The sequence below is a fragment of the Pseudomonas baltica genome, assembly GCF_031880315.1.
GTDB lineage: Bacteria > Pseudomonadota > Gammaproteobacteria > Pseudomonadales > Pseudomonadaceae > Aquipseudomonas.
In genome coordinates this window covers 76,460-94,593 of the sequence record NZ_CP134771.1, presented here as the reverse complement: position 1 = coordinate 94,593, position 18,134 = coordinate 76,460, and the positions used below count along the sequence as shown (strand labels likewise).

Genomic DNA, 18,134 nt, shown 5'->3' with positions numbered 1-18,134 from the left:
ATGGATGTCGAATTGCTCAAGGCGTGGCCCTTTGCGCCGATGCTCAAAAGCTATAGCTGCGCCCACAGCATCGCTTTTGCCAAAGGCTTTGGCGCGGGTTTGCCCGGACCGCTGTGTGCACAGGATCAGCGGTTCCTCCAGGTCGCCGGTTTGCAGGCTTTGCCGGCCATGGCCGTGGCCCTGGCGGACGGCGAGTTCTGGCAGCGCGACCCACGGGCTGGCTTGCACTGGCAACAGATCGTGCATGCCGAAGAAGCCATCACCTTTTACGCGCCCTTGCCGGTGGAAGGCCGCGTGGTGGTCACGCGCGGCATCGAGGCCCTCTATGATCGCGGGCCGCAGCGCGGTGCCTTGTTCGTCGAACAGCAGACGCTCAGTGACGAACAGGGCCGGCGCCTGGCAACGGTGCAGGTCAAGACCATCGCCCTGGGCGACGGCGGCTTTGGTGGTACGCCCGAGCCGTTGCGCGAGCGGGTGAGCATTCCCGAACGCGCGCCGGACGCCGAAGTCGAGATGCTCACACCATTGGCACAGGATGCATTGTTCCGTTTGCCCGCAGAGTTCGCCGTGGCCGCGCAGGGCTCGGCGACGGTGTTGCGAGGATTGTGCGGGTTCGGCCTGGCCTGCCGCGGCGCGCTGTACCTGCTGTGCGGCAATCGGCCCGAGCGCTTGCGCCACTTGAGCGTGCGTTACACCGGCGCCCTGCATGCCGATGAAACGGTACGGGCACAGGTGTGGCACAGCGGGCCTGGCACGGCCTTGATGCGCTTGTGGTCGGTGCAGCGCAACGTGGCGATTCTCAACCACTGCCAGGTGGTGTTCGACGATGGATGAGGCCGCTGACGCACTGTCAGCGGCCAGCACCCAGGCTCTGCAGGATTCGCCCAGCGGCCGGGGGCTGTTGACCTTCACGGTATTGCTGTCGGCGTTCTGTGCGGCCATGTCGGCGGTAATCATGAACATCGGCTTGCCTGCCATTATCGACGCCCTCGGCGCTCGGCAAGCCACCGCCCATTGGTTGATCACAGGATTCACGTCCTCGGGCACCCTGTCGATGCTGCTGGCGTCCTGGAGCGCGCGGCGCTTCGGCCTGCGGCGCACCTTCATGAGCACCTTGGTGGTGTTTATCCTCGGCTGCGCGGCCTGCGGGCTGAGTACTAGCCTGGCGGTGCTGATTGCCAGTCGCATCGTTCAGGGCATGGCCAGCGGCCTGATCACTACCCTGGGCGTGGTGGCCTTGTCGGCGGCCTACCCCGAACAGCAACGCGGTCGCGCCATGGCGGTGTTCGGCATGGGTGTGGTGCTGGCGCCCATGCTCGGTCCGGCAGTGGGCGGGCTGTTGATGCAGGTGTGGGGCTGGCGGGGGCTGATGTGGATGCCCTTGCCGTTCTGCCTGGTCGCGCTGTGGTCGGCGCGCATTGCCCTGCCGGCCTATGACCGGCAAACGGTGGCGTCGGCGCCTTTCGACTGGGGCGGGTTCGTGCGCTTGACCGGCACGCTGTGCCTGTTGCTGGGTGGCATGACGCAGCTGCAACTCAATGGCTGGCCGCCGGCCTGGACGCTGGCTTGGGGCAGTGCGCTACTGGCACTGGGGATTAGCCTGGTGCGCCAGGAATTGCGCTGTGGGATGCCCTTGGTCGATCTGCGACATTTTCGCGTGTTGCCCTTTGCGGCGGCGGGCTGCGTGTCATTCGTCTATGGCTTTGGCGTGTGGGGCTCCGCCTATGTGCTGCCGATGTTCCTGCAAGTGGTGGGCGCGCGTTCGCCGCTGGAAACCGGGCTGATACTCTTGCCGGGCGGGCTGGTAATGCTGCTGATGATTCCCGTGGCGGGGCGTATGGCTGATGCCCCCGCGCCGCAATGGGTGGTGGCGGGTGGGTTGCTGTGCTTTGCCGTGGCGTTCACCGGGCTGGCGCTGGTCGCGGATGTCGGCACGGCCTCGACCCTGTTGATCGCCGCGCTGATCACCTTTGGTCGCGGCCTGGGGCTGGGCATGGTGATCCCCGCGCTGGATGCCACCGCCAGCCGCACCCTGCCGCTAGCGGCCCTGGCCGAGGGGCTGGCGTTGATGAATTTTCTGCGCCAACTGGGCGGCGCCCTCAGCCCCGGTTTGCTGGCGCTGGTGCTCGAGGCACGGGTGACGGTGCGTGAGCAGCCCGGCGTCAGCCATGAATGGGCCAGGGCGCTGGGCTATCAGGACACCTTGATGGTGCTGGGCGTGTTGTTCGTGATCGCCGCCGTGCCGGCCTGGAAAATGCGCCCTCACCGCTGAGGGTTCCACAGGCCGGTGGGTTCATCGCTATCAGCCGGCGTTGTGCGGTCGCGCCAATTCGCCACCCGCGAGCGCCTGCAACGCGGCATCACCGACCACCACCGGGCGGCCCACTTCAGCGGCCAGCGCCACGGCGGCTTCTACCATCTGCCTGTTGCCCAGGGGCGAGGTGCCGGCGGCGTCCTCGATCCCGACCCGCAGGTGGCCGCCACGCTCAAGGGCATAGCGGGCCAGCGGGCTGTCCAGCAATGCGTCACCCATCAGGCCCACCGACCAGGCTAATGAGGTGCCATCGAGCATGTCCAGGTAAGCATCCAGTGCCGAGCGCGTCGGCGCCAAGCCGAAGTTCAGCGCCTTGCGGCCTATGTGAATGAGGCTGTGGCGCCCGCCGAAGTACAGCTTCACCAGCGAGCCGCGAGGCAGGTTGCCCGCCGCTGCGTGGGCGAGCACCCAGCGCAGGTTGTAGGGCTCGTAGATGCCGATGGCCAGAGGTTTGCCGTACTCGTGCGCCAGGCTGAGGATGTAGTTGGCATCGTCAAAGGTGGCCTGCACCTTGTTGTCGCCCAACGGCAGGCCGGCGGCGTCCAGTTGCCCGGAATTGGCCCGGCCAGGGTCGACGGGCAGCAGGTCGATGGCACCGGCTTGCAACAGCGGCGCGAAATGCCCGACACGGCCTTGCACGCTGTCTTCCTTGAGGAAGTCGGGATACAGCAGCGCGGCGCGATGGCGCTGTTTGATCGCCTGGCCCATGCCGAGCATTTCGTTGATGGAGCTGGGTGAGTCGAAGCGAAAATCATGATGGTGATGAATGATCGCGGCGCCGGCAGCATGGCAGTCGCTGGCCTCGCGGGCCATGCCGACTTCGTCCCACACCGGTTCGCCAAAGCGGAACGGGCAGATGGCGGCTTCGATGAGCAAGGGCGCGAGGGGTGTGGCTGGCATCGGGATTCTCCTTATTGTACGTATGCCGCGTTAATAGCTGGGTAATCGATAGCTATTTGAGGATGACCGTTGCGATTGTCAGGGTCAAGTGCAGATTTCAGGCTATCTCTCCGGGAAATAGAAGTTTTTGATAAGATAACGAAATGTCAGCTAATATGGGGTTTTACTCATGAGCTACGTGCTGAGGTGTTGACGTGGAATCAGGCATGCTGACAGGCCGGCGGGTCATCATTACCGGCGGTGCAAGCGGTATGGGCGAGGGCTTGGTGAGGGCGTTTCCGGGGTTGGGCGCGCAGGTGGTGGCCATGGACAACAACGTCGAAGCGGGCCGCCGCTTGGCGACTCGCGCAGGGGCGCAGTTCGTCGCCCTGGACGTTTGTGACGTTCTCAACGTCGAAGCGGCGGTGGCTCAGGCCGTGGCGCTCATGGGCGGGCTGGATGTACTGATCCATTGCGCCGGTATCGCCCCAGGCGGGCCGGCGGCGTCCACTAGCCTGGCAACCTGGGAGCAGGTCATGAGCGTCAACGCCACGGGGACCTTCCTGCTCAATCAGGCGGTGTTCCCGTATCTGAGCGAGGGCGGCGGCGCCATTCTAAATTTCGCCTCGGCGGCCGGCGTGCAAGGTTACCCCGGCAAGGCCGCCTATGCGGCGTCCAAGGGAGCGGTAGTGGCCTGGACCCGCACTCTGGCCCAGGAGTGGGGCAGCCTGGGCATCAGCGTCAACGCCATCGCCCCGGCGATCTGGACGCCGATGTACGACCAGACCCGCGCGCAGATGGGCGCCGAGCAGTTGGCCGAGCATGATCGGCAGATGCGCCAGGCCGTGCCGCTGGGTGGCCGCCTGGGCGATATCGATGAGCATTTCGTTCCGGTCATGGCGTTTCTCGCGTCCACCGGTGCGCGCTTCATCACCGGCCAGGTGCTGCCCGTCGACGGTGGCATCCTGCAGATGCGTTGAGGCCACCTCGCTGCTATCGCGGGTGGCTAGTGGCCGCCCGAGCCTATATAATTTGGATTACTATAAAACTGTCAGTTTCTGCCAACCCCACGGTTTACGTGGCCTTCGGCGTATCGATGCGAGAGATTCATGGACACAGCGGTCACCACCAACAAGCAAGGGCAGGCACTGGGCCCTAAAGGCCAGGCCACTCGTCTGAGGCTGATGCACGCGGCGGGAAAACTTCTCAAGACGATGTCTCCGGTCGAGATGACAGCCGTCTCCATCGCCAAGATAGCCAAGACGTCTTCGGGCACCTTCTACATGTACTTCGACGACATCAAGGACGTGCTCTACGCCCTCAGCGAGTCGGCCGGCCATGACATGGGCAGCGCGCTCGAGGTGCTGGACGAGGTCTGGGAGCTGGATCGCCTGGAGGTCCAGGCCGTGCGGCTGGTCGAGGTCTTCAATCAGGTGTGGGACAACCACCGGGAGATCCTGCGCTATCGCAACATGGAAGCCGACCGCGGTGATTCCAACTTCGAGAAGCTGCGCATGGATGTCTACGTGCCCTTCGTCGAGTTGCTGGCGCAGCGCATGATCGGCATGTGCCCCACCGACAACAAGATCACCCGTGGCGATGCCCGCGCCCTGGCGTCGGTATTGCACGGCGCCATGGAGCGCATGGCGACCACCGACCCGGATGTGGTCAACAAGGGCGTCGGCACCCGCCGCCTGCTCGCGGCGCAGGCCCGGGTGGTGGTGCAAGTGATCGCCTCGAGCTGCAATCACCCCGAGCCCCTGTCCAGGGACTGAGCCGTCCGGCGCAGCCTTCACGCGGCGCCGGCCTCGCTCGAAGCTCAAAGCGCCGGCGTGAACACCGGCAGCCACACATCCTCGCGATGCTCGAAGGCCACCCGCACACGCTGGCCGATCTGCACCTGCTCCACCGGTACGCCGACCACATTGGTGGTCAGGCGCAGGCCCGGCTGCTCGTCGAGCTCGACGATGGCGATCGCATAAGGCAGCTCGATACCTGGCACCCAGGCCTGATGGTTGATGGTCACCGCCTGCACGGTCGCCATGCCGCTAACGGCGGCGGGGGCCAGGTGCATCTGCTGGCACACAGGGCAGATCGGCGCCGGCGGATGGACCCAGTGTTCGCAATCGGCGCAGCGCAAGACCTGCAAGGTGCCGGTCTGGCCGCTGGTCCAGAAGAAGCGGTTGGCGTTGTCGAGTTGCGGCAAGGGGGTAAAGCTCAGGTGGCTCATGAACGGCTTCCTCGGATTGAAGCTTCTTGTGGGAATAAAACGCTGCGGCTGTCCAATAACTGATTGGTTGTTGTTTATAGTCCAGCCAGCTGCCGCTGGCAAGCGATCTCCTCTGGCGCCGCCACCTTAGCCAGTTCAGGCGACTCTCTGGGTGAGCTCTTTACACAAAAAGAATGATCTACAGCTTGATAAGTGACGGTTAGTCAGTTAAAAATCTCTTCAGCGGATAAAAACAACGAACCGTAAAGCATGAGGAGAGAGTCGATGAATCGCCCATTGGTGGTCATTACTGGCGCAGCGGGAGGCCTGGGTCGGGTCGTCGCACAGACGTTCGCCGATCACGCCCGGCTGGTGTTGCTGGATATCAGCGAGGCGGCGCTGGTCAAGGCCTTTGGCCCGCAGCGCGAGGGCCTGCACCTGATCGCCGTCGACCTGACCAACGCCGGCGCGGTGCAGGACGCCCTGCAACCGGTGTTCGATCGCGAGGGGCCGGCTGCGGTGCTGTGCAACCTGGCAGGCGGCTTCGACATGGGCCCCGCCGTGCACGAGACGGCCGACCAGGCCTGGCGCCAGTTGCTCGACTTGAATGTCGCGACCTTGATCAACGCCTGCCGCAGCGTGGTGCCCGGGATGCTCGCCGCCGGTACCGGCAAGGTCATCAATGTCGCCGCGGCTGGCGCGCTCAGCGGTGCTGCCCACAAGGGTGCCTACTGCGCATCGAAAAGCGCAGTCGCACGCTTGACCGAGTCCTTGGCGCTGGAGTTGCGCGGCCAGGGCATCAATGTCAACGCGATCGCCCCCAGCATTATCGATACCCCCGCCAATCGCGCCGCGATGCCCGATGCCGATCCAGGCGATTGGGTATCGCCGCAGAACCTCGCCGACATCATCCAGTTTCTCGCATCGCCCCAGGCCAGTGCCGTCCATGGCGCCGTGATCCCGGTGGTGGGGTTGTCCTGACGTTTGTGCGGCACGGACGCCGCAAGCTGTCGCTGATAAATGTTTCTCATGGTATCCGCTGGTGGTCTCGCGCTATTGTCATGGCGCCTATGAGCCCGCACAGCCAACAACAATAAAAAATGCATGAGGCTTGCTGACATGAAACTAGAGTGCCCCCCCCTGCGAGGCGTCCAGCTGCGCGCCCGCTCGTTGTGTACCGCATCGACTATCGCCCTGGCCGCCAGTGCCGCACCCGCGTATGCGGTCAGCCTGGATGTCGGCAACACCGACTGGGATGTTCGTTGGGACAACACCTTGCGCTACAACGCCGGCTGGCGCGCCGAGGGCACCAACAAGGCCTTCGCCAACAGTTCGGCCTATGACGAAACCGAGCGCAAGTTCGGCAAGGGCGACATGGTCCTCAACCGCGTCGATGTCCTCAGTGAATTCGATGCCGTGTATCAAGGCCGCCATGGCGCACGCTTGAGCGTCGCCGGCTGGTACGACCAGGCCTACAACGACGACAAGGTCGAGCACAGCTCTGCTTATCCCAGCAGCTACAGCAATGATCGCTACTCGGGCTTTACCCGGCGTTTTACCGAGGGGCCGTCGGGGGAGATTCTCGACGCCTTCGTGTTCAGCGGCTTTGATGTGGGCGACACCAGCGTTGACGTGCGCCTGGGCAAGCACACCGTGTACTGGGGTGAGTCGCTGTTCAACGCGGCGCAGTCGATCGCCTACTCGCAGTCGCCCCTGGATGGCCTCAAGGCGGCCTCCAGCCCAGGCATCACCGCCAAGGAAACCTTCCTGCCGGTGCAGCAAATCTCGATGCAGGTCCAGCCCACACCCGACCTGACCCTGGCAGCGCAGTACTACCTGCAATGGGCACCTAACCGCTTGCCTCAAGGCGGCACCTATTTCGGTGCCACCGATTCGCTGTGGGAAGGCCCTGAGCGGCTATTTTTGGGCTACGGCGCGGGCGGCGTGCCAATCTTCGCCAACAAGGACGGCAACGACAAACCGACCCAGGGGCCGGGCAACAACTACGGCCTGTCGGCGCGCTGGAGCCCGGACTGGCTCAAGGGCACGGCGGGCATCTACTTCCGCCAGTTCGACGAAACCCAGCCTTGGGCGCCGGTGCTGGTGGTCAATGCCGATGGCACGCGCAACTATCACCTGGCCTATGCCCGCGACACGCGCTTGCTGGGCTTCAGCCTGAACAAGGAACTGGGCGGTTTCAGCGTGGGCTCCGAGTTGAGCTTTCGCAAGAACACCGCGCTGGTCAGCAGCACCTCGTTTGCCGCCGCCGGCGATACCACGGGCCACGAAGGCGCCCGCGGCAACACCATGCACTTCCTGCTCAACGGCGTTTACCTCTTGCCCCAGACCCCACTGTGGGTGGGCGGTACCTTCCAGGCCGAGCTGGCCTACGCGCATTTGCTCTCGGTGACCGAAAACAAAGAGCTGTTCAAGGGTGAGGGCTACGCCGGCTGCCCGACCGGGCAGAACCGCAAGGAAGGCTGCGCCACCGACGACGTGGTCTCGGTGCAACTGGGCTTTCGTCCCGAGTGGTCGCAGGTCCTGCCCTGGGGCGGCAACCTCGCGGCGCCCATGTCCCTGGCCTATGGCATCTACGGTAACGGCGCGACGCTGGCCAGCGGCAACGAGGGCTCGGTGGTCTGGTCGATGGGCCTTGAGGCCAACTTCCGCCAGAAGTACATCGTGACCCTCAAATACAACGATTCCCATGCCGCCTACAACACCAGTAACAACATCGTCACCACCACCAACGGTAACGCCGTGCAGAACAACCACGGCTGGGTTTCGCTGGCGCTGCAGACCACATTCTAATAAGCAGGAGAGCACCATGAATTTGTTGAAAAACTGTCTGCTGGCCGCATTGCTTCCCGTCGTGTGCCTGGATTTCGCCTTGGCGGCGCCGACTGCCGAAGAAGCCGCCCAGCTGGGTAAAAATCTGACCCCACTGGGGGCGATCAAAGCCGGCAACGCCGACGGCACCATCCCCGCCTGGGAAGGCGGCCTGTGCAAGCCGGTGGCCGGCTACAAGCCCAAGGACCCTGCCGGCGGCTGGCCGTACATCGACCCCTGGGCCGCAGAAAAAACGCGCCTGGTGATCAATGCCGCGAACATGGCGCAGTACGCCGACCAGCTGACCGAGGGCACCAAGGTCATGCTGCAGCGCTACCCGGACACCTACCGCCTGGACGTGTACCCGACCCACCGCTCGGCGTGCTTCCCGGACTACGTCTACAAGAACACCATCGAGCGCGTTATGAGCCCCAAGCTCAGCGGTACCGCGCCGGGGGTGGTGGGCGCCCACGCGCAGATTCCGTTCCCGGTACCCCACGACGGCTTTGAAGCCATGTGGAACTCCCTGCTGCGCTATGTGCCGCCCTACGAGACCTTCGACTTTACCCAGTACGTGATCGACAGCGCCGGCAATCGGAGCGTCTCCAACGGCAGCACCACCCAGGAAGAACGCCAGTACTGGGACAACAACCTGCCCGAGTCCACTGAAACCACCTACTGGAAAACCATCGCCACGCAAAGCGAGCCGCCGTCTCAGGCCGGTACCAAGAACATGCGCTGGCAGTACGTGCGCATGGACCTGCACGACCCGCAGAACTGGAGCTACGTGCCTGGCCAGCGCCGCGTCCGCCTGGCGCCGGAGTTCACCTACGACACCGTCTCGACCACTTCCGGCGTGCTGTTCTTCGACGAGATCAACGGCTTCGACGGCAAGATGGACAAGTACGACTTCAAGCTGCTCGGCCGCAAGGAAGTCTACGTCCCGTACAACAGCTACCGGCGCTTCCTCACGCCGCAGGACAAGGCCCATGGCGTGCACCACATCCTGCCCGAGGCCCAGCGCTGGGAGCTGCATCGCGTGTGGGTAGTCGAAGGCACGCTCAAACCGGGCGAGCGTCATGCGCAGTTGAAGAAGAAGTTCTACCTGGACGAAGACAGCTGGGCGATCCTTGCTTACGTCGGCTTCGATCACCAGGACAAGCCCAACCGTTACTACGAAGGCCCGACCTTCCCGGCGTACGACGTCTCGGCGCTGCGCACCAACGGCATCTACGACCTGTACGACCTGAGCACCGGCAAGTTCACCACCCAGGCAGTACCGGGTGGGCGCGGCATTGGCCAACTCGTCCACGAGCCGTGGTCGGCCAATACCTACAGCCCGACCGGCCTGGCGGGGCGTGGCGTGCGCTGATGGGCGGCCGGCGGTGCGAGCCGCCGGCCTGTGCGTGAAGGCTTCGACAATGGTCGCAGCCGGCCTGGAGAATAATAAAATGCGTCCAAGGTTAATGTTTGCAGGCATGTGCATGGCGGTGGCGCTGGTGGCCCACGCCGGCACTGCCGCGTTTGTCGATCCGTTGCAGGCCGCAGCGCCCATCGATGCGATGACGAGCGATTCGCTCACCAGCAGCGGCCAGCTGAGCGCGATCGCAAAGGCCGGCACGCGCCTGGTGGCGGTCGGTTTGCGCGGCTTGATCGTGCTCTCCGACGACCAGGGCAAGAACTGGCGGCAGGTACCCGTGCCGGTCAGCAGCGACCTGCTCGCCGTGCAGTTCGTCAGCCCGAGCAAGGGCTGGGTAGTGGGGCAGGACGGGGTGGTATTGCACAGTGACGATGGCGGCGAGCATTGGCTGCGCCAGTTCGAAGGCAATGCGGCGCACGCGGTGGCCGTTGCGCACTTTCAAGGGTTGATCAAGGCGGGGGAGCCCACCGCCGAACAGGCATTGAACGATGTGGAGCTCAACTATGCCAATGGCCCCGAACAGGCGTTGCTCGACCTGTGGTTCGAGGACGAACAGCACGGTTTTGTGGTGGGCTCGTTTGGCACCTTGTTCGCCACCGACGATGGCGGTGCCACCTGGCAATGCTGGATGGACCGAGTCGAGGCGCCGGAGTTGCTGCACCTCAATGCCATTCGCGGTATCGGCGCGACGGTGTACATCGCCTCCGAGCAAGGTTTTGTGTTCAAGCTCGATCGCCAGCAACAGCGCTTCATGGCGCACGAGACCGGTTACCCCGGCAGTTTCTTCAGCCTGGCCGGGTTCGGCAACACCGTGGTGGCGTTCGGGCTGCTGGGCAACGCCTGGCACTCCGTCGATGGCGGCGACAGCTGGAAAAAAGTCGAGACCGGCACCCAAGGATCATTCACCAGCACCCTGGCGCTGGACGATGGCCGCCTGCTGGCAGTGACCCGCACCGGGCAATTGCTGGTGAGCGCCGACCAGGGTCAGCATTTCAGCGCCGTAGCGATCCCGCGCCCAATGCTGTTGACCGGCCTCGCGGCCACCGGCGACACCGCCACGCTGGTCGGTCTGGGTGGCGTACAGGCCGCCAGCCTGACGGTTGCCAAGTAGTGAAACGCCTTACCATAAGAGAGTCCTCATGAAAATCGACCGTGAACAGGCGCCTCCGATAGTCCGCGATCCGCGCTACTTCGACACCGATGGCGGCAACTGGCTGGAGCGGCTGATCTTCAATCATCGGCTGCTGATGATCACCATCTGCGTGGTGGTCACCGCCGTGCTGGGCTGGCAGGCGACCCAGCTTGAGGTCAACGCCAGCTTCGAGAAAATGATCCCGCAGTCGCACCCCTATATTCAGAACTACTTCCACAACCGCGAGGCCTTGCCCAGCGCTGGCAACTCGATTCGCGTGGTGGTCGAGAACACCCGCGGGACCATTTACGACAAGGACTACCTGGTCGCCCTGCAGCGGGTCAACGATGCCCTGTACCTGATGCCCGGCGTCGACCGCAACTGGATGCGCGGCCTGTGGACCACCAGCCTGCGCTGGACCGAAGTCACCGAGGCCGGCTACCAGGGCGGCCCGGTGATGCCCGATCGCTGGGACGGCTCGGCGCAGAGCATGGAGCAGCTGCAAGCCAACATCAGCCGCGCGAACATCGTCGGCAGCTACGTGGCCAGCGACCTCAAGTCATCGATGATCGTGGTGCCGCTGATCGGCATGGACCCGGACACTCGCCAGCCGCTGGACTACGGCGTGTTGAGCCGCGACATCGAGCAGAAGATCCGCACCCTGGGCAACGACAACGTGAAGATCCACGTGTCCGGCTTTGCCATCGTGGTCGGCGACCTGATCGCCGGGCTGCAGCAGGTGATGAAGTTCTTCGCCGTGTCGGTGCTGATCGCGACCCTGTTCGTGCTGTTCTACACCCGCTGCCTGCGCAGCACGGTGCTGCTGGTCAGCGCCGCGACGTTGGGCGTCATCTGGCTGTTGGGGCTGATGCATCTGCTGGGCTTCGTCCTGGACCCGTATTCGATCCTGGTGCCGTTTCTGGTGTTTGCCATCGGCCTGTCCCATGGTGCGCAGAAGATGAACGGCATCATGCAGGACGTCGGTCGCGGCATGCACAAATACGCGGCAGCGCGCTTTACCTTCCGCCGCCTTTTCCTCGCCGGCCTGACCGCGCTGCTGGCCAACATCGTCGGCTTCGCGGTGCTGATGATCATCGACATTCCGGTGATCCGCGACATGGCGCTGATCACCAGCGTCGGCGTCACGGTGCTGATTTTCACCAAGCTGGTGTTGATCCCGGTGATGCTCTCGTACACAGGCGTCAGCGAGAATGCCGCGCGCCGTTCGATCGCCAGCCAGGCCAATCGCCGCGGGCTGGGGCGCAAGTGCTGGGAGGCCCTGGCCAGCCTGACCGAGCGCCGTCGCGCCAGTGTGACCCTGGTACTGGCGGCGCTGTTGGTCGGCGGCGCGTTCTACCTGCGGGGCAGTATCCAGATCGGCGACCTGGACGCCGGCGCACCGGAGCTGCGCAAGGATTCACGCTACAACCGCGACACCGCCTACATCACCGCCAACTATCGGCTGTCGGGCGACCCGTTCATCATCATGCTGAAAACCCCGCCGGGGGACTGCGAGAAATTCCAGACGCTAGTGGAGGCTGATCGGCTGGGTGCGGTGCTGCGGCGGGTGAAGGGCGTGCAGACCACGTTCTCCACCGCTGACGGCGCGCGAATGGCCACCTCGGGGATGTTCGAGGGCAACCCCAAGTGGTTGTCGATTACCCGTAACACCAGCACCTTGAGCCAGGCGGTGGCGAGTTTCAGGCGCGATCGCCCGGATCTGGTCGACCGTACCTGTGCGATCACGCCGATCATCGCCTACCTGGCCGATCACCGTGCCGACACCCTGACCGGCGTGGTCAACGCGGTCGAAGCCTTTGCGGCCAGCCATGACACCGACGGCCGGGTGTTCCAGCTGGCGGCGGGCAGCGCGGGCATCGAGGCGGCCACCAACATCGTCGTCAAGCACAGCTTCTGGATCATGCACTTCGTGCTCTACGGCGCGGTGACAGGCCTGTGCTTCCTGACCTTTCGCAGTTGGCGCGCGGTGCTGGTGGCCTTGATTCCGCTGGTCATCACCTCAGTCCTGTGCGAGGCGCTGATGGTGCTGCTGGGCATTGGCATCAAGGTCTCGACCCTGCCGGTGATCGCCGTGGGTGTGGGCGTGGGGGTCGACTACGCGCTGTACCTGCTGAGCGTGCAGCTGACCTTGCAGCGCCGCGGCGTGCCGCTGGCCGAAGCCTACATGCGTTCGCTGGACTTCACCGGGCGCATCGTCGCGCTCGTAGGCTTGACCATGGCTGCGGCGGTGATTACCTGGGCTTGGTCACCGATCAAGTTCCAGGCCGACATGGGCATTTTGCTGACCTTCATGTTCGTCTGGAACATGATCGGCGCGCTGGTGCTGATCCCGGCCCTGTCGCACTTTCTGCTGCCCAGCGCGCCTGGCCGCAGCCTTGAAGGGGCGCCATCTGCCGGTACAACGGACGCCGAGTGTCCAGCCCCGGCGCGAGAAGCCCAGGGGGCGCTGGAATCCAGTGAAACCTTGACCCTGCAGCGTTACGGCGTGACCCGCCGCTAGCGTCGATTGGGGTCGCCTCGACCCTGTCCGACCCTTGTCGGACGGGTTTTTTTGTTGGCGAAACAGCCCGTGGCACCGGCAAAAAAACCTCACGAATAGCGTCGACAGCGGGTTGACGGAATGACGCATCGGTGTCAATTTGAATTAGCTGACGAATCGTCAGTAATTTCCATGACGATCATTTCCCGACAATAAAAACAGTGACGACGGAGAACCCAATGAGCGCTTCCTATCTTCCTTCAGGCTGGACGGCGGGGCAGGCGGACACCATCAACGATGCCCTGCGCCGCGCGGTTGCCGCCCACGGCGAGCGGCTGTTCCTCGACGTGCTGGGCGAACGCTACAGCTATGCTGACCTGGACCGCGAAGCCTGCCGCCTGGCCAACGGTTTGCACGACCTTGGCGTCACCAAGGGGGACACGGTCGCGACCTTGCTGGACAACCATTTCGACGCTGTTGTGCTGTGGTTCGCGATCAACAAGCTGGGTGCGATCAGCGTACCGGTGAACACCGCCTACAAGGGTGAATTCCTGCGCCATCAGTTGGCCGACGCCGGGTCGGCGATCATCATTGCCGAGCACGATTACGTCGAGCGGGTGGCGCGGGTCGCCGACCCACTCGAGTCGTTGCGCAACGTCATCTATCGCGGCCCGCACCCCGAACACATCCAACTGCGCAGGCCCATGTTGCCGCTGGACGAACTGCGCAGCAGTGACAGCCGTGACCCTGACGTGCCGGTGGCGCCGGCCGACCTCGCCATGCTGATCTACACCGGCGGCACCACCGGGCCCTCAAAGGGCTGCATGATCACCCACAACTACGCCTGCAACGAAGCCCGGCAGATGGTGATCTGCCTGGGGCGCACTGCGCAGTCCTTCACCTGGACGCCGCTGCCGATGTTTCACCTCAACGCCATCGTCACCACGGTGCTGTGCAACCTGATGCTGGGCGCCAAGGTGGCGCTGTACCCACGCTTCTCGGTGTCCAACTTCTGGCCGGAGATCGAACGCACCGGCGCCAACGAGGTGTCGCTGCTGGCCTCGATGTTCCCGCTGCTGGCGCAGGCGCCGGACAACGACGCCATGAAGCGTTGTTTTGGCCAGTTGCAGATCGTCACCGGTGCGCCATTCGCGCCGCAACTGCAAAAGATCTGGCGCGAGCGCTTCGGCATCAAAGCGGTCAACGGCGCCTGTTTCGGCCTCACCGAATGCGCGGTCGTGACCATGACCCCGTTCGGCGAACCCGAGCCGCCCAACAGCGCCGGCAAGATCTGCGAGTGGTTCGACATCCGTGTGGTGGACGACAACGACGTTGAGCTGCCGCGCGGTACGCCGGGGGAGTTGATCGTGCGCCCCTTGCAGCCCCACGTGATGTTCGAGGGCTATTGGCAGCGGCCGGCCGATACCCTCAAGGTCATGCGCAACCTGTGGTTCCACACCGGTGATATCGGCAAGCTGGACGAACAGGGGTTTTTCTACTTTCTCGACCGCAAGAAGGATTACCTGCGCCGCGGCGGCGAAAATATTTCCAGCTTTGAAATGGAAAAGACCTTCCAGGCCCACCCCGATCTGGCGGAAGTGGCCGTGCACGCGGTGTATTCCGAGCTGGCCGAAGACGAGGTAAAGCTCACTGCGGTATTGGCCGAAGGCGCCACGCTGGACGAGGCCACCTTGTGCCGCTGGGCCATCGAGCGCCTGCCGTACTTCGCCGTGCCGCGCTACATCGAGTTCGTCCAACAGGTGCCACGCAGCCCGGTGGGTCGGATTCTCAAATACCAGCTGCGCGATGCCGGGGTCACGGCCGGCACCTGGGATCGCAATGGCTCCGGCATTGAACTGAAAAAGCGCTGAGGATTTCGCCATGAGTACCTTCCCCAACAGCGAGCCGCACGCTGCGGCTCCACCTTGTGCCAGCGCCTTGATCGAGCTTATCGATGAGGTGACACGCCTGCGTGGCCGGGTGTTCGCGGCCCACAAACAGGCCGATGACGCGACGCAGATGGGTGGCCTGCAATGGCTGGTGCTGAGCGCCGTGGTCGGCGCTCGCGAGGCGCCGACCGTGGCGCGTATCGGCCGCAGCCTGGGCCACCCGCGCCAATCGATCCAGCGCCTGGCCGACGAATTGGTGCAGCGCGGGCTGATCGCGCAGCAGACCAACCCCGAGCATGCCCGGGCGCGCTTGCTGGTGCCGACGCTGGCCGGTCGCACGCTGCATCAGGCGCAGAGCCTGCACAGCCTGGACTGGGCCGCGCGGATTGTCGGCGACCTTGACCTGACGGCCCTGGAACACAGCATTGCGACCTTGCGCCTGCTACGCCAGCGCATTGAAGCCGATTACAAAAATACTCCCTTGAAGGGCTCTGCCTCATGAACATCCTGTCCTCTGGAAACACCCCGCTGGCGGATTTTGGCGGCTTGCTCGACTGGCCCAGGCTGCAAGCCTGGATCGAGCACAGCGAAATGCCTGGGCAAGGGCCGGTGACCGCCGCCCAGCAACTCACCGGCGGCTCGCAGAACAATCTGTTTTTGCTGACCCGTGGTACGGCGCGCTTCGTGTTGCGCCGCCCGCCCGCGCATCTGCGCGAGCACAGCAACGCCACCATCCTGCGCGAGGCGCGAGTGCTCAAGGCCCTGGCCGACAGCGACGTGCCACACCCGCGCTTGCTGGGCGCCTGCGACGATCCGACGGTACTGGGTGCCTGCTTTTTGTTGATGGCGCCGCTGCCGGGGTTTTCGCCGCTGGGTGAACTGCCGGGGCGCTATGCTCGGGACGCCGACTGGCGCGCGGCGATGGGCCCGGAGTTCGTGCGCGCAGCCGCAGCCCTGGCGCGGGTGGATCATCAGGCCGTTGGCCTGGCTGACTTTGGCAAACCGGACCACTGGCACAGTCGCCAGGTCGAGCGCTGGCGGGCGCAGCTGGACGGTTACCAGAGCCTGCCCGGTTATACCGGCGCGCATCTGCAACACATCGACAGCACCGCGCGCTGGCTGCAGGACAACCTGCCCACCGACGGCCGGATCGGCATCATCCATGGCGACCTGCAATGGCCCAACGCGATGTTCGCCTACGACCAGCCACGCATCGTCGGCTTGATCGACTGGGAGCTGTCGACCCTGGGCGATCCGTTGCTCGACCTGGCCTGGACTCTCTCCTCATGGCGCGAGCCGGGCGACCCGCAGGTGGGCGCTGCCGATCCGGTGGTACGGCCCTGGGACGGCTTCGGCAGCCGCGCCGAGATGATCTCCCTGTATGGCGAGCTGACCGGGCGCGACATGCATTCGCTGCCGTGGTTCTTCGTACTGGCCTGTTTCAAGCTTGCCTGCATCCTCGAAGGGAGCCATGCGCGGTCCCTATCCGGCGGGCCGGGCAAACAGATGGGCGAGTTCCTGCACGACTACGCGGTCTGGCTGATGGCCAAGGCGCGGCAATTGACTATGTCCCTATAACTAACAAAACATCAGGAATAGCAGCCATGTGGGATGTCGAACCGCAATTTCAGGAAAAACTCGCTTGGATGAGGCGCTTTGTCGAGGAGGACGTGGTGGCGCTGGACGTGCTCTTCCCCTCGGTCAGCGTGGTCTACAACACGCGCCACGAGGTCTCGCGCGCGATCCTCAAACCGTTGCAAGCCAAGGTCCGCGAGCAGGGCCTGTGGGCCTGTCACCTGGGCCCGGAACTGGGCGGGCAGGGCTATGGGCAGTTCAAGCTCGGCCTGATGAACGAAATCATCGGCCGCTCGATCTGGGCTCCGACGGTGTTCGGCACGGCGGCGCCCGATACCGGCAACGCGGAGATCCTCGCCCTGTTCGGCACGGCCGAGCAAAAGGCGCGCTACCTGCAGCCCCTGCTCGATGGCGATATCGTTTCGTGCTTCTCCATGACCGAGCCGCAAGCGGGCGCTGACCCGCGCGAGTTCACCACCATGGCGGTACGCGATGGCGAGCAATGGGTGATCAACGGCGAGAAGTGGTTTTCATCGAATGCGCGCTATGCCGAGTTCGTCCTGGTGCTGGCCGTGACCGCCCACGAGGCCCCGATTCAGCAGCGCCTGTCGATGTTCATCGTGCCGACCGACAACCCGGGCCTCAAGACCATTCGCGACAGCGAGCACATGCTCGAGCGCGCCGAGCAGGATGAAGCCACCGAGGGCTATTTGCATTACCACGATGTGCGGGTGCCGCTTGACCATATGCTCGGTGGCGAGGGGCAGGGGTTCGCTGTGGCCCAGGCGCGGCTCGGCGGTGGCCGGGTGCACCATGCCATGCGCACCGTCGGCCAGTGCCAGCGCGCCCTGGACATGATGTGCGAGCGCGCTTTGAGCCGGCGTACCCAAGGCACCTTGCTGGCTGACAAACAGATGGTCCAGACGATGATCGCCGACAGCCATATCGAACTCGAGCAGTTGCGCCTGCTGGTGCTGCAGACGGCAGTGATCATCGATGCCAGCCACGGTGATCCACGGGCGGCGCGCAAGCACATCGCGATGGTCAAGGTGGCCATGGCCAAGGCCTATCACGACATCGTTCAGCGTGCCCTGCACCTGCACGGGTCGCTGGGCACCACCCTGGAATTGCCGCTGGCCTGGATGTGGATGAACGTGCCGACCATGGCCATCGCCGACGGCCCCACCGAGGTACACCGGTTTACCGTGGCCAAGGAATTGCTGCGCGGCTACACCGCCACCCGTGGGCTGTTCCCCAGCGAACACCTGCCGCCCAAGATCGAGGCGGCCCGCAAGCGCTATGCCGAGCTGCTGCAACCGGCGCCCACGATGGATCGCCGACACGCCTGAGGCATTCAACGGTTAACCGCGCGTGTGGCCTGCGGGGC

Annotated in this window: 15 protein-coding genes; 13 read left to right on the top strand and 2 right to left on the bottom strand. The window is 64.4% G+C overall.

What is annotated here, in order from left to right; all coding sequences use genetic code 11:
- Both REH34_RS00440 and REH34_RS00435 read left to right on the top strand, forming a co-directional pair.
- A complete protein-coding gene (locus REH34_RS00440) occupies positions 1-834 on the top strand; it encodes a hypothetical protein (protein WP_311970344.1) in 834 nt (277 codons plus the stop codon).
- Positions 827-2,272 carry a DHA2 family efflux MFS transporter permease subunit gene (locus tag REH34_RS00435; RefSeq protein WP_311970343.1) on the top strand — a complete coding sequence of 482 codons (1,446 nt, stop codon included), beginning with the start codon at positions 827-829 and terminating at the stop codon, positions 2,270-2,272. The genes REH34_RS00440 and REH34_RS00435 overlap by 8 nt, the downstream gene beginning before the upstream one ends.
- Before the next feature lie 30 nt (positions 2,273-2,302).
- Here the strand turns inward: REH34_RS00435 and REH34_RS00430 are convergent, their stop codons facing one another.
- The gene (locus REH34_RS00430) at positions 2,303-3,214 is read right to left on the bottom strand and encodes a 3-keto-5-aminohexanoate cleavage protein (protein ID WP_311970342.1); all 912 of its coding nucleotides are present in this window, start codon (positions 3,212-3,214) and stop codon (positions 2,303-2,305) included.
- A gap of 206 nt (positions 3,215-3,420) precedes the next feature.
- Here REH34_RS00430 and REH34_RS00425 point away from each other — a divergent pair, with 206 nt between their 5' ends.
- On the top strand, positions 3,421-4,173 hold the full coding sequence (locus REH34_RS00425) for an SDR family NAD(P)-dependent oxidoreductase (protein ID WP_311970341.1): 753 nt from the start codon (positions 3,421-3,423) through the stop codon (positions 4,171-4,173).
- Positions 4,174-4,302: 129 nt separating this feature from the next.
- Positions 4,303-4,968 (top strand): TetR/AcrR family transcriptional regulator, encoded by a 666-nt coding sequence (locus REH34_RS00420; RefSeq protein ID WP_311970340.1) that lies wholly within the window; start codon positions 4,303-4,305, stop codon positions 4,966-4,968.
- Positions 4,969-5,012: 44 nt separating this feature from the next.
- Here the strand turns inward: REH34_RS00420 and REH34_RS00415 are convergent, their stop codons facing one another.
- Entirely contained in the window at positions 5,013-5,423 is a 411-nt protein-coding gene (locus tag REH34_RS00415; protein ID WP_311970339.1) for an OB-fold domain-containing protein, read from the bottom strand.
- Between the two features lie 264 nt (positions 5,424-5,687).
- On the opposite strand from REH34_RS00415, the gene REH34_RS00410 reads away from it, so the two are divergent.
- The 9 genes from REH34_RS00410 to REH34_RS00370 all read left to right on the top strand — a co-directional run bounded on the left by REH34_RS00410 (position 5,688) and on the right by REH34_RS00370 (position 18,096).
- Positions 5,688-6,383 (top strand): SDR family NAD(P)-dependent oxidoreductase, encoded by a 696-nt coding sequence (locus tag REH34_RS00410; protein ID WP_311970338.1) that lies wholly within the window; start codon positions 5,688-5,690, stop codon positions 6,381-6,383.
- Between the two features lie 138 nt (positions 6,384-6,521).
- Entirely contained in the window at positions 6,522-8,213 is a 1,692-nt protein-coding gene (locus REH34_RS00405) for a DUF1302 family protein (protein WP_311970337.1), read from the top strand.
- 16 nt (positions 8,214-8,229) lie between these two features.
- Positions 8,230-9,603: a DUF1329 domain-containing protein gene (locus REH34_RS00400; RefSeq protein WP_311970336.1), complete on the top strand. Its 1,374-nt coding sequence runs from the start codon at positions 8,230-8,232 to the stop codon at positions 9,601-9,603.
- Between the two features lie 79 nt (positions 9,604-9,682).
- Positions 9,683-10,762 carry a YCF48-related protein gene (locus REH34_RS00395; RefSeq protein ID WP_177323384.1) on the top strand — a complete coding sequence of 360 codons (1,080 nt, stop codon included), beginning with the start codon at positions 9,683-9,685 and terminating at the stop codon, positions 10,760-10,762.
- Positions 10,763-10,790: 28 nt separating this feature from the next.
- Positions 10,791-13,304: an MMPL family transporter gene (locus REH34_RS00390; protein ID WP_311970335.1), complete on the top strand. Its 2,514-nt coding sequence runs from the start codon at positions 10,791-10,793 to the stop codon at positions 13,302-13,304.
- Between the two features lie 218 nt (positions 13,305-13,522).
- A complete protein-coding gene (locus tag REH34_RS00385; RefSeq protein WP_311970334.1) occupies positions 13,523-15,154 on the top strand; it encodes an AMP-binding protein in 1,632 nt (543 codons plus the stop codon).
- Between the two features lie 10 nt (positions 15,155-15,164).
- The gene (locus tag REH34_RS00380) at positions 15,165-15,674 is read left to right on the top strand and encodes a MarR family winged helix-turn-helix transcriptional regulator (RefSeq protein WP_008370395.1); all 510 of its coding nucleotides are present in this window, start codon (positions 15,165-15,167) and stop codon (positions 15,672-15,674) included.
- On the top strand, positions 15,671-16,750 hold the full coding sequence (locus REH34_RS00375) for a phosphotransferase family protein (RefSeq protein WP_311970333.1): 1,080 nt from the start codon (positions 15,671-15,673) through the stop codon (positions 16,748-16,750). The genes REH34_RS00380 and REH34_RS00375 overlap by 4 nt, the downstream gene beginning before the upstream one ends.
- 26 nt (positions 16,751-16,776) lie before the next feature.
- The gene (locus tag REH34_RS00370) at positions 16,777-18,096 is read left to right on the top strand and encodes an acyl-CoA dehydrogenase family protein (protein ID WP_311970332.1); all 1,320 of its coding nucleotides are present in this window, start codon (positions 16,777-16,779) and stop codon (positions 18,094-18,096) included.
- Positions 18,097-18,134: the final 38 nt, after the last annotated feature.